At 32.2% G+C, this 13057-nt stretch carries 10 protein-coding genes and 1 CRISPR repeat array (1 of these 11 cut by a window edge); all 10 genes read left to right on the top strand.

Features of this window, described 5'->3' with window-relative positions:
• The first annotated feature begins 1200 nt into the window (after positions 1-1200).
• The 10 genes from DW114_RS18875 (at position 1201) to cas2 (ending at position 12467) form a co-directional block, all read left to right on the top strand.
• Positions 1201-2259, top strand: coding sequence for an immunity protein Imm33 domain-containing protein (locus DW114_RS18875; RefSeq protein WP_117455596.1), 1059 nt, complete (start codon positions 1201-1203; stop codon positions 2257-2259).
• Between the two features lie 125 nt (positions 2260-2384).
• On the top strand, positions 2385-2588 hold the full coding sequence (gene rpmE, locus DW114_RS18870) for a 50S ribosomal protein L31 (RefSeq protein ID WP_117455594.1): 204 nt from the start codon (positions 2385-2387) through the stop codon (positions 2586-2588).
• A 446-nt stretch (positions 2589-3034) separates the two neighbouring features.
• Complete coding sequence (locus DW114_RS22245; RefSeq protein WP_117455592.1) at positions 3035-3247, top strand: transposase; 213 nt, start codon at positions 3035-3037, stop codon at positions 3245-3247.
• Between the two features lie 1405 nt (positions 3248-4652).
• Entirely contained in the window at positions 4653-7055 is a 2403-nt protein-coding gene (cas3, locus tag DW114_RS18860) for a CRISPR-associated helicase Cas3' (protein ID WP_117455591.1), read from the top strand.
• A 14-nt stretch (positions 7056-7069) separates the two neighbouring features.
• The gene (gene cas5c, locus DW114_RS18855; protein WP_117455598.1) at positions 7070-7810 is read left to right on the top strand and encodes a type I-C CRISPR-associated protein Cas5c; all 741 of its coding nucleotides are present in this window, start codon (positions 7070-7072) and stop codon (positions 7808-7810) included.
• Entirely contained in the window at positions 7794-9641 is a 1848-nt protein-coding gene (cas8c, locus tag DW114_RS18850) for a type I-C CRISPR-associated protein Cas8c/Csd1 (protein WP_117455589.1), read from the top strand. Before cas5c ends, cas8c begins: the two co-directional genes overlap by 17 nt.
• Positions 9622-10485, top strand: coding sequence for a type I-C CRISPR-associated protein Cas7/Csd2 (gene cas7c / locus DW114_RS18845; protein ID WP_117455587.1), 864 nt, complete (start codon positions 9622-9624; stop codon positions 10483-10485). Before cas8c ends, cas7c begins: the two co-directional genes overlap by 20 nt.
• On the top strand, positions 10472-11134 hold the full coding sequence (cas4, locus tag DW114_RS18840) for a CRISPR-associated protein Cas4 (RefSeq protein ID WP_117455585.1): 663 nt from the start codon (positions 10472-10474) through the stop codon (positions 11132-11134). The genes cas7c and cas4 overlap by 14 nt, the downstream gene beginning before the upstream one ends.
• Before the next feature lie 4 nt (positions 11135-11138).
• A complete protein-coding gene (gene cas1c, locus DW114_RS18835) occupies positions 11139-12170 on the top strand; it encodes a type I-C CRISPR-associated endonuclease Cas1c (RefSeq protein ID WP_117455583.1) in 1032 nt (343 codons plus the stop codon).
• 6 nt (positions 12171-12176) lie between these two features.
• Positions 12177-12467, top strand: a complete 291-nt coding sequence (gene cas2, locus DW114_RS18830; protein ID WP_117455581.1) for a CRISPR-associated endonuclease Cas2 — start codon at positions 12177-12179, stop codon at positions 12465-12467.
• A gap of 158 nt (positions 12468-12625) precedes the next feature.
• Positions 12626-13057: direct repeats of the CRISPR family, unit length 32 nt; unit sequence GTCTAGCTCTATATGAGCTAGTGGATTTAAAT; it runs 530 nt beyond the window's last position.

Genomic DNA, 13057 nt, shown 5'->3' with positions numbered 1-13057 from the left:
GAAGATAGCACGTTGCCAGGTCTGTTTGCCTCACATTTGTGAGGCTTTTTTTTGCGATTTTAAAGGATTAAGAGTTTATCAAAAAGCAGGCAATAGACTCTAACTTAGACTTCAACGGCGAACAAGTAAGTTGGAATACACGCTGTGCACTCTTCGGGCGTGAATGTAGCAATATAAAAATTCTTGTCATTTTTTCTTTTTTGTTTTTATCACAATATTATTGTGCTATCATTAGCTTAATTAAAAAAAGAAATTAGATGACTATATGAAAAAAATGATGATGAGAATTACCGTGTTTTTCGCTATATTATAAAGCTTACTCATGAGTTCAATGAACCATTCCTGCTTATGACACATCTTGCGAAAAACCTCTACAATATGGGAATGTACTATATTTGTAATGCTTATAGTGGTGCCATCAAATCACCGCAGGATAGGTTTCCTAATGAAGTGAGTTTGATCAATGATCTCAATAGTGTCATTTAAGAAATCTTGAAAGATCGTTAATATACCTTGTTATGGCGAAAAAGAATAAACATCCTGTGGAAAGAGAATAAAACGAGGCTTATATAAAAGTAAAGAAGGAGTCTTGGAGAATACAGATTTCAACGGCGCAAGAGATATCATAAGGAAAGTATATCCATTTAAGCCAAAACTCAAAGAGCGATGGTATAGAGGTACAGTGAACGTACCAGTCATGTGTATTTAATTGTAAACACGATCAGATACAGATACGAATAATTCTAGCTTGTACAAATAATGGATAAGCCAGAAGTTCTTTGCTCTATAGGTGGGAGTAGTTCATGTTAGCATCTTGCTCAGTTTGTTAATGATCTAACAGCGTCATTAGCTATTGCTTTGAAGAATATCTTTGTGGGATGATACTTTATACTATCAATATAATAAAGGCCTTAAAACCCTTTTAAAGTATGATATATAGAAGCTAGAAAGGTTAATCGTTATAACTAAACAGATATTTTAATTGTATTACATTTTTCTATACGATAAAAGATGTGAACTTTAGTATTATGGAATGGATTTAAATAAGTAAATAAAAGCAAATGCAAAAATATAACTAATTTTATATTTTTGAAGAAAAGCAATATCTATTATATGTTTAAAGTTCTCCGCAATATTTCAAATAGATTATTTTCGATTATTGAGATATAATAAAGTAAGAAAAAGACGAGGAGATCATTTATGACAATAAAAAATCCAGATTATTTAGAAATTATAGAGAATTTAAAAAGAAAACTAAAAAATAATGAAGTAAAAGATAAACAAGAAGCAACTTTTGAAATTTTACCTCATTTGATTGGTGCTTTACCTTCTGTATTAACAGGGTATGCAGTATTTGAAAATAAAATAAAATCAAGATCAGAAGAGGATTTAAAACAATATTTAGAAAGCCGTTTTGAGATAAAAGATAAGAACAGTGCTATTGAAAAAATACGTCAGTTTGTTTTTGAAAATACACAGTTACAGTTTATGCAATTTCAAGGGTTTTGGGAAGGAAAGCCACCTTTTGACTTAAAAGATCTAGATGACAAATCAAAGGATTATTTTGATAAGTGTAAAAATTTTGCTCAGCAATTTTATGATCTTGTAAAAAATAAAGGATTTGCGGCCTTTGATTTTGGTGAAGGGATAAGAATGGCAAAGGAAAGCTATAGTGTTGGTTACTTAAGTGATGAAGAGTATCAATTTATGATAAATGATATTGCAAATCGTGCTTTTCGTTTATATGACGGGTTTGAAGATTTTGCTATTAGTTATTTATGTGGTGGAACTTATTTCTTATTTTATACAAGTGGTGCGCAAATAGAATATGCAGATCAAATGTTTCAGACCTTATTTGGAGGAATTTCTGAATTGTTTTTTAGTGGAGATAAATTGTGGAGTTCTTATATGTGGCCACAGGCGAAGAAATACTTTAAAAATATGATAGATATTCATAAAATGATAGAGGATGAAAGAGGCTGTTTAGTTAGTGATCGTATAAGCATGGATGGCTGTCAAATTGGGTATATGGTTCGTTGTGAACCAAGCGAAGGCAATCCAGACAGTGGATGGCAGTTCTTTTATGGAAATGAAGACCAAGAATATTTAAACGATGTAAATCATGTACAAGTGTTTTCTTTAAATACTATTTGTAATTATGATCCTGAGATCATTCCTTTTCTAGATAGTCCAGTAGGTTCAGCTTATGCTCGCGACAAAGATGGAAAGTTTCATCTTTTGGAAGAGAAGATTAAGTAGAGAAAATCTGGTTATTTTATAGTTTTTTTTGTGATTTTTCTATTGCGTAATTTGCAAAGTATTGCTATAATGATATAGCACTTACTTTGGACTCGCATGAAGTCTAAGGCGGAAGGAGAATAAAAATGAAAAAAGGAATACATCCAGAATACCACCGTATTGTTGTAAAATGTACATCTTGTGGTGCTGAATTCGAAACTGGTTCTACTGCTAAAGAATTACGTGTTGATACTTGCAGTAACTGTCACCCATTCTATACTGGTCGTCAGAGATTTGCTGCTGCACAGGGTAGAATCGAAAAATTCAACAAAAAATACGGACTTAAATAATGAGAGAGAGGCGAATAGCCTCTTTTTCTTTTTAGGGATATTGTTGTATATTGAAAGACTGATTTACAAATATCAACTATTCCATCATTATGATCAAGTAATGGTCTTATTTTTAGAATTGTTTACATTTATTTCAAAAAAAAAGCTATGACCTTGAAAATAATTTGTTTGAGGTCACGGCATTTCTATGTACAACATACTGCTTAAATCCACAGAATAAAATTCTGGCATAGATATTGTACATAATTTTAAGTCTAATTACAATGTATTTTGATTTTATTTTATATAGGAGTTGTTTTAGGTGGTTTTTTTTCTTTTTTAAGAATGGATTATATAAACCTTTACAGGGAGTAAATATAGATAATCAATTTCTTGCAGTGAAGTAAAGTAGGTAATATACGATCAGTGAAGAAAGTAGATGAGTTAATTAATAAGACTATTATATAATGTATGTATCATCTTTATATGCTCAAAAATATAGAAGGAATGATTTTAAAATAAATATAAATGTAGAACTGAAAAGGATATATTTAGAGATGGAGAATAAAAATGATACGAGATTTTTGAAAATAGGAACAAATAAAAATTATGTGCATTTTTTGATACAATCTGTACCAAGATTAAACGTAGTACAGATAATAAAAACAGTAAAAGTATAAGCAAAAGAAATATATAAAAGATGCCCTGAAGTAAACAGATTATGGAGTGATGGATATTATATAAGTGCAGTAGGACAGCATGTAAAAGAAAAGTAATGCAGTAGTATATGAAAAAAGCAAGGAATAAAACGGAACATAAGTGATTATTAAGCAGGAGCAATTAGATTTGTTTGAGTGAAAGAAATGGGCGAAGCCCAATAGAAAAACACAGCGTTTATTATGGTATATTCGTTAATTTTATCTTTTAGTATATTGTATATAGACAATATTGACTTTCTCTAATCCTTATGATATGATTACTTTGCCGATGTGGAAACGCTTACAATAAAAAATGGAGAATGAGCTAGTTTGCTGTGAAGATTAGTAGGTGGAAATCCTACACAGTAATGAGTTTTGTAGCTTTGTTAGTGATGGTAAATTTTAAGCGTAGATAGAAAATATTGTGAGCTATAGTAATTTTATAAAAAAGGGGGCGAGACAGTTGAACTATGTTATTCACGATAAATGGAAGAGTATGTTTTCCATATGACAACAGGCAATAACACACGAACGGTATGGTAAGGAAGTGTGAGTTCTATCGTAGCATGTGACGAGTATCTTCAAAAGTGTCTGAGAGTTTTTACTGTTTTCAAAAGAGTATGATGTATCAAACCCTGAAAAGCAAGATAGGTTAAATGGACGATGAGGCAGTTTGATCATTTCATAGTAATGAAAATACGTCAAAATGGTGGAGTAAAGGAAATGGCACATAGTCGATTTTGATAGGAAAACATGGAAAAGACAAGAGGGAAAAATGTTAACAGAACCAAAGAAAGTAGCAGAAATTAAGTAAGCGAACGATAAACATATAAATCTGATACACCATGCTAATGGAAATAACCTCAAACAGTCTTTAAAAGGCTTAGTAAAAATAAGACAGTTAGAATTGACGGAGTGTTTAAAGAAGAATATTAACATCATTCAAATGAACATCTAAAAGACTTAGTAAAAAGAATGAAAATATTCTCTTTCATCCATTGTAAGATATGAATACAATTCTTGTGCTGCTTAGAACATGATACAAAAGTAAAGAAATTCTTTAAAAAGTTGATGGAGAGACTGGCGATATTTGGTCTGAAAATAGAGGTAAACAAGAAGATAAAGAAGCATTCAGTTTTCTGAACTTTACATTTATAAACGGTGTTACTCGAAAAGGGAAATACCAAATAATAAGGAGAGCAAGTCAAAAGGAGATCGGTGCAAGGCTAAAAGTGGTTAATAAATGGCTGAAAATGAATAAGTACATACCGACACCAGAGATGGTAAAGAAATTAAATCAGAAATTAATAGTAGACTATTGATACTATGGTATCATAATAAACTATATATATTAAATTAAGTGGTTTAAGGAAAGGAATAGAATATTATGAAATTTACTCAAAAAAAAGATGATAAAGTGTCACATTTAGCTATAAATAACGAAGGGGGACGTGCTCAACCATTATACGAACACAATACTCATACAAAACAATTAGCAAAAAAATTTGGACAAAAATTAAACTGTGAAAATATCTGCTCGATTGCTGGCGAATTACATGATATTGGAAAAAGTCAAAAAGCTTTCCAAATTTATATTAGAAAAGCTGCAGCTGGAGAGTTTGTGCAAAAAGGAAGTATAAACCACTCATCTGCAGGTGCTAAATATATAATGGATACATTTGCGAAATCAGATAATCCATTTGTGATATTAACTGCTGAAATAATTGCAGAAGCTATTATAAGTCATCACGGATTAAAAGACTTTATTTCTCCAGATGGAGATTTAAAATTTCAGAAAAGTTGTTATAGTGAAAAGTATGACGAAAAGGAAATATCAGAATATATTCAAGAGATGCTAGATGAAATCAAAATAAAAGATGATATTGAAAAAGCAGTGGAAGAATTGCAGGTATTATACGAAGCTATTTATGAAAGAATACCAGATGGCGAATACAAGGATGACGAGCTTGGATTTGATATCAGTGCCATCATTCGGTATGTTTTATCATGTGTAATAGCAGCAGATAGGGAAGATACACGAATGTTCATGTTAAATGAAACACCTTTAATAGAAATAGATGATAATCTTGTATGGAAAAACGCAATAAATAAGTTAGAGCAATTGATTTCTACTTTTTCCCAAGAAGGTGAATTAAATAAACTGCGTATGGAAATCTCTCGCCAATGTTATATAGCTGCAAGCAGACAACCTGGTATTTACCGATTATCTTGTCCTACAGGATCTGGTAAAACATTATCTTCCTTACGTTTTGCTTTACATCATGCACATAAATATCAAAAGAAACATATTTTCTATATTGCACCATATAAAAGTATTCTTACACAGAATAGTGATGTGATGAAACAATTCTTTTGTAAAGATGATGTTCTGATTCATCATTCTGATTTCATACCTGAAGACCAAGAGAAGTATTTGTATTTAAATAGTAACTGGTCAAGCCCATTTATCATGACAACAGCAGTTCAATTTTACCAAACTTTATTTTCAAAAAATACTACAAGCATCAGGCGATTTCATCAACTTAGTGAATCAGTAATCATTATAGATGAGGCACAGACTATTCCAACACACATGATATCTATGTTTAATTATATGATTAATTTCCTATCAGAAGTTTGCCATAGTACTATAGTCTTATGTACTGCAACACAACCAGTTTTTGAAAAAACTAAAAGGCAGATGCGCATTTATGCAGATAATGGAATTATCCAAGATGAGTTACAACAGAGCGATGTGTTTAAACGAGTGCACTATGTAAATAAGTGCACTCCAAAAGGATTCGATTATGACGAATATGCAGACTTTATTATGGATTGTTGGAAGAAACATAATTCAGTGTTAACGATTGTCAATACAAAGAAAGATGCAATGGAACTGTATAAAAAATGTCTGGCATTAAATGAAGAAATGAATGTGAATGTTAGCATATATCATTTATCTACAAATATGTGTCCAGTGCATCGAAATAAAGTATTACAAGAGATTAAAGATAAATTAATAGCGAATGAACCTTTAATATGCATTTCAACAAATTTGATAGAAGCAGGTATTGATCTTAGTTTTTCTTCTGTTATAAGAAGTATTACAGGACTGGATAGTATCATACAAGCAGCAGGAAGGTGTAATCGAAATGGCGATGAGCAATATGGATATGTATATCTTGTAAAGCCTGATAAAGAAAATATAAATAGCCTTATCGAAGTAAAAGAAGGAAAAATGGTTACACAATCCTTATTAGATTATATAGAATCAAATGACGCCTATATTGATAGTATTTTGGATACCAATATTATCAATCGATATTATGAAAAACTATATTTTAATTCATCGATCAATATGGATTATATGATAAATAAACCGTTTAAAGAAACGCAAATTAATTTATGGTCAGGGCTTCATAAAGGACTTGAAGAAGCTGTATCTAATGGTAACGAAAACTTGCCTCATATTACGAGTGCACTTAGATCAGCAGGCGAACAATTTAAAGTAATGGAACAAACAATTGGCATTCTGGTTCCATATGAAGAAAAAGGAAGAGAATTGATAGCATTCTTTAATGGAAATCATCCAGATAAGGAGAAATATGAGCGTTTAAAAGAAGCACAAGAATATACGGTGCAAGTTTATGAACAAAAATATCGGCAGTTAATGGAAGCAGGATTAGTAGATTGCTTACCATTTGGTGAAATACTGGCATTAAAGGAGGGATATTATGATTTACAGGTTGGACTCATGATAGATAAAGAACTTGAAGATATGTTTTTATGAAAGAAGGTGAGATTATGCAGAAAAAAAATCAAATCGAGTTTAAAGTATCAGGGAAATATGCGTTATTTACAGATCCCTTTGCGGTTTCAGGTGGAGAAAAAACCAGTTATATGATACCAACCTATGAAGCTCTAAAAGGTATTTGTAAGAGTATTTATTTTAAACCTACATTTACTTGGGTGATTGATGATGTAAGAGTCGTGAATACATTTCAAACATTTACAAAAGGTATTCGACCTATCGTGATGAATGGCGGAAACACACTAGCTTGTTATACGTATTTATATGATGTAGAATACGAAGTTAGAGCGCATTTCGAGTGGAACTTGCACCACGATGAGTTAAAGGATGATCGGAATGAAAATAAACATTATTTCATTGCAAAACGTTTGCTGAAAAAAGGTGGACGTAGAGATGTCTTTCTTGGAACACGAGAATGTCAGGCAGATGTGGAACCATGCGTTTTTGGAGAAAAAAAAGGCGCATTTGATGATGTAGAAGAAAAAAGATTTGGCAATATGTTTCATGGCTTTATTTATCCAGATGAATATGTTAGAGATGATGAAAAAGGCAAGCTAGTCGCTACATTGTGGACACCTGTTATGAAACATGGAGTTATTCATTTTATCCGACCTGAAGAATGCCCATGGCATAGGGTTGTTGGTAGTGGGGATATCAAGCGCTTCAATGCTGACAATTTTACTACTGTGAATGAATTAGAGAAAGAAGGTGGTATACTTGAGTTGGACAAATAAACTATTGGAAACATACGAAATGTGTGCTTCACAAATTGGAATTCGTAAAGAAGGTACAATATTATTGCCAACAGGGCATATTGAACAAAGAGCACAGATTGAAGTTGTACTTGATGAACAAGGAAACTTCAAAGAGGCAAATGAGCTTTCCATCGATGAAGCTACAACAATCATACCAGTCACTGAAGACTCAGCGAGCAGGGCAAATGGTATCTCGCCACATCCATTACATGATAAACTGGTATATACAGCTGGTGATTATGTAACATATGTGGAAGAGAATAAAAAAGAATATCATGAATCCTATATGGAAAATCTAAAGAGATGGGTGGAATCACCATACACCCATCCCACCATCCAGGTGATTTACAAGTATTTAAAAAAGGGAACATTGATTCATGATTTGATTGATTATGGAATATTAACATTAGATGGTGATCATTTAGATAAAAAGAAAAAATTTCAAAAAGTAACAGAGCAATCAGGTGCACTTGTACGCTTTTGTATAGATGAATGGGATAATGATATAAAACATCCATGGGAAGATCTATCCTTATTCGATAGTTTTGTTAAATATTATGAAAGTACCTGTCAAACAAAAGATCTTTGCTATGTTAGTGGAAAAGAAATCTACTGTACAGATAAACATCCCAATAAAATACGATATGGCAGTGATAAAGCAAAATTAATTTCATCAAATGATTCGACTTACTTTACCTTTCGAGGAAGAATAGCAAGCAAGAATGAAGTGAACAGTATGGGATATGAAACAAGTCAAAAAATTCATAATGCATTACGTTGGCTGATACAAAAACAAGGGTTTCAAGAACACGGTTTAACTGTATTGGTGTGGAATGCAAAAAATATCCCTATGTTTCATATAATGAAAAAGATTGAAAAGGTAACTACAGAAGAAACGTATGCTTTGAAAGTAAATGTTGCTATTAAAGGACGTGGCAAAGAAATAGATCCTCGTGAAGATGTTATGATTATGTTACTAGAATCCGCAACAGATGGTCGTTTAGCAATTACAGGATATCAAGAATTGAGTGCATCGCGATACTACAGTAATATTAATAATTGGTATTCACAATGTAATTGGAGAGATTATACGCCTTATCCAAATACGATCATACGTATGGCTTATGGTACATATCAAGGCAAGGAACTAGTTGTAAAAGATAAAATATATAAAACACATTTGAAACGACTACTTCCATGTATCCTCATGGGAAAAGCATTACCTAAAGAATTTATATTGAAAGTGTATGATCAAGTATTGAAGATGTCAAAAGTAGATGAAAAAGTATGGCTGAAGTCTATCGATGTTTTGTGTGCATTGGCACGCAGGGAAAGCTTCGATAGAAAAAGACTAAATATAGGAAATGGAGGAGTTTGGGCAGTGAGCTTAGAAGAAAACAGACAAAATCATAATGTTACGATCGATTTTGTTTTAGGAGAATTGATGGCAATCTATCATGAAATAGAGGCATATTCATTACAGATTTCAAAGGAAAATAGAACAACAAATGCGATGAAATTATTTACGAAGATGAAAAAGTATCCATGGCGTACACTAAATCGTATTGATTCCTTATCCATACCATATGTAAATAAATTAAAAACTAAGGCAAATACCTTGCTAAAACTGCAAGAGGAAGTTGCTAAGCAATTGCATGAGATGTCTAGTGAGCAAGAATTAAGAAATCTGAAAAATCTAGATTTTGATTTTGTAATAGGCTTTAAATGTATGAAAGAATATATTGAAAAAGATTTAAAAATGGAAAATCAAATAAAGGAGGAACAAAATAATGACAACATTAACAAATAAAATTGATTTCGTAGTTTTGATGACAGTAAATAAGGCAAATCCTAATGGGGATCCTAATGCAGAAAATACACCTAGAGAAGATTTCGATGGTTATGGAGAGATTTCTGATGTTTGTATTAAAAGAAAAATCAGAAATCGTCTGCAGGATATGGGCGAAGAAATTTTCGTGCAATCTGATGATCGCTGCACAGATGGATTTAAGAGTTTAAGTGATCGTTTTAAAGGCTATGAAGAGCTACAAAAAGCAGTAAAAGCAAAAAATGATGATGAAGTATATCGCCTAGCTTGTGAAAAATGGATTGATGTTCGTAGTTTTGGTCAAGTTATGGCGTTTAAATCAGCAGGAAATGATTCTAGTGTTTCTAGAGGAATCAGAGGACCAGTAACAGTACGTGAAGCATTTAGTGTATCTCCTATAGAAACGACCTCTATTCAAATTACAAAAAGCGTAAATAGTGAGACAAAAGACAAAAAGTCTTCTGATACAATGGGAATGAAACATCGTGTAGAATTTGGATTGTATGTTGTAAAAGGCAGTATCAATTGCCAGCTTGCTGAGAAAACAGGATTTAGTGAAGAAGATGCTGAAAAAATCAAACAGGCACTGATCTCTTTATTTGAAAATGATGCCTCAAGTGCTAGACCAGAGGGATCTATGGAAGTAAGAAAAGTTTATTGGTGGAAACATAATTGTAAATCTGGACAATATTCCAGTGCGAAAGTACATCGCTTAGTTGATATCCAGTTAAAAGAAGGTGTGCAGTATCCAAAAAGCTATGAGGATTATGTTATCACTGTAAATCAATTAGATGGTCTACAAATGGAAGAATATGAAGGACTATAACGAAGATGAATTCTTAATGTTATCCGGAATACAGCATTTTGCATTTTGCCGCAGACAATGGGCACTTATCCATATCGAACAGGTTTGGGCAGATAATTATCGAACGGTTGATGGCAATATTTTTCATGAACGTACGCATGATGAAGATTATTTTGAATCACGAAATGGTGTATTGATCACAAGAGGTTTACGTATTTTTTCAAGAGAATTAGGCTTTAGTGGCAATTGTGATGTTGTAGAATTTCATGAAGATAAAAATGGAATCACTTTAAAAGGAAGGGCGGGAACTTATCTGCCCTTCCCAATTGAATATAAAAGAGGAAAGCCAAAAGAAGATGAAATTGATATTCTGCAATTATGTGCACAAGCGATATGCCTTGAAGAAATGCTTTCTTGTGATGTAATGAAAGGTGCTCTGTATTATGGAGAAACTAGACATAGGGTTTCAATAGACCTAACAAATGAATTAAAGGATAAGGTTAAGAAAATGGCAGTAGAAATGCATCAATTATATGAAAAAGGACATACACCAAAAGTAAAAATAAGTAAAAAGTGCAAATCATGTTCATTACAGGATATTTGTTTACCAAAATTGAATCAACAATTATCTGTGGAAAAATACTTTGATAAGTTTATGTCTGGGGAGTAGATGAATGAAAAAATTATTAAATACATTATATGTGACATCTTTTGATGCATATCTAAGTTTAGATGGCGAGAATATCGTTATCACCAGAAAAGATTGCGAAGATGTAAGAGTTCCTTTACATAATCTAGAAGGCATCGTTGGATTTGGATATACTGGGGCTAGTCCAGCATTAATGGGAAAGTGTGCTGATCGAGGTATTTCTCTAACTTTTATGACGACACACGGTAGATTTTTAGCCAGGGTTATAGGAGAAAATCGTGGAAATGTTCTGCTGAGAAAACAACAGTATCGTATATCAGATAATGAAGAGTGCAGTATTGTTTATGCAAGGAATATGATTACAGGTAAATTGTTAAATTCAAGAAGTGTTTTGGAAAGAGCTTGTAGAGATTATGCTTTAAGAATTGATACTGATGGAATTCATCAGGTTGCAGTAGATTTGAAGAAAAGTGCCATTATTGCTAAAGAAACAACGAATTTGGATACATTAAGAGGTGTCGAGGGTAAAGCGGCTGTACAATATTTTTCAGTGTTTGATGAAATGATTTTACAACAGAAAGAAAGTTTTTATTTTAAAGGGAGGAATAAGCGTCCACCATTAGATAATGTAAATGCGTTATTATCTTTTATATATACGCTATTAGCAAAAGACGTTATCTCTGCTTTAGAATCTGTTGGATTAGATCCTTATGTGGGATTTATGCATTGTGATGTACCTGGAAGAGCTTCTCTAGCACTGGATATGATGGAAGAATTGCGCCCGATTCTAGCTGATCGATTTGTTTTATCATTGATTAACAGAAAAGTTGTGAATGCAGATGGTTTTCGTAAAATGGAAAGTGGTGCTGTGATTATGGATGATGATACAAGAAAAAGTGTTCTTTCTTCATGGCAAAAAAAGAAACAAGAAACAATTCAACATCCTTTCTTAGATGAGAAAGTGGAATGGGGATTGATTCCTTATGTTCAGGCATTGCTTTTAGCAAGGACGATACGCGGTGATTTGGATGAGTATCCACCTTTTTTAGCAAGGTGATTTTATATGCTGGTATTGATAACATACGATGTTAATACAGAAACGAAAGCTGGGAAAACCAGATTAAGAAAAGTAGCAAAAGAATGTATGAATTATGGGCATAGAGTGCAAAATTCTGTTTTTGAATGTTATATGGATAATGCAAAAGCACTTGAAGTTAAACATATTCTGGAAAAGATTATTGATAAGGATCATGATAGTTTAAGATTTTATTATTTAGGTAATCGATATGAAAATAAGGTTGAACATATTGGTGTAAAACCTAGTTTTAAATTAGATGATGTATTGATCTTATAGTAACGCGAATATGATGCTCCCATGAAATCGCTGGGAGGTTCGCGCAAAAATGTGTTATATTTTGAATAATATGTAACATATTGAAAATAGTAATGTTAATTTAAAAAAATATTGTTTGAAAATTCGTTACATTAGTTTGAATTCGATACATTTTTGTTGTCTAGCTCTATATGAGCTAGTGGATTTAAATAAAGATTAAGTATATGGGTATGCACCAGGAGAGAGGTCTAGCTCTATATGAGCTAGTGGATTTAAATATCATCTGTAAGATATCTTATAAAGCTGTCTTGCGTCTAGCTCTATATGAGCTAGTGGATTTAAATCCAATTTGATGTGCTATTGCGCAACTTTAAAGAACGTCTAGCTCTATATGAGCTAGTGGATTTAAATTCAAAAATCAATAGATCTCCATCGTTTATATTTGCGTCTAGCTCTATATGAGCTAGTGGATTTAAATACATCAAATTTTAGATTTATGGAACTTTTAGCAGTCTAGCTCTATATGAGCTAGTGGATTTAAATTTAGATGTAAATGATGTACATAATTTGTTGATTGGTCTAGCTCTATATGAGCTAGTGGATTTAAATGC

Source organism: Absiella sp. AM09-50, from assembly GCF_003433845.1.
In the GTDB taxonomy this organism is placed as follows: domain Bacteria; phylum Bacillota_I; class Bacilli_A; order Erysipelotrichales; family Erysipelotrichaceae; genus Hoskinsella; species Hoskinsella hominis.
The sequence above is the reverse complement of the archived record's forward strand: the minus strand, read 5'-3'. Positions and strand labels throughout refer to the sequence as shown.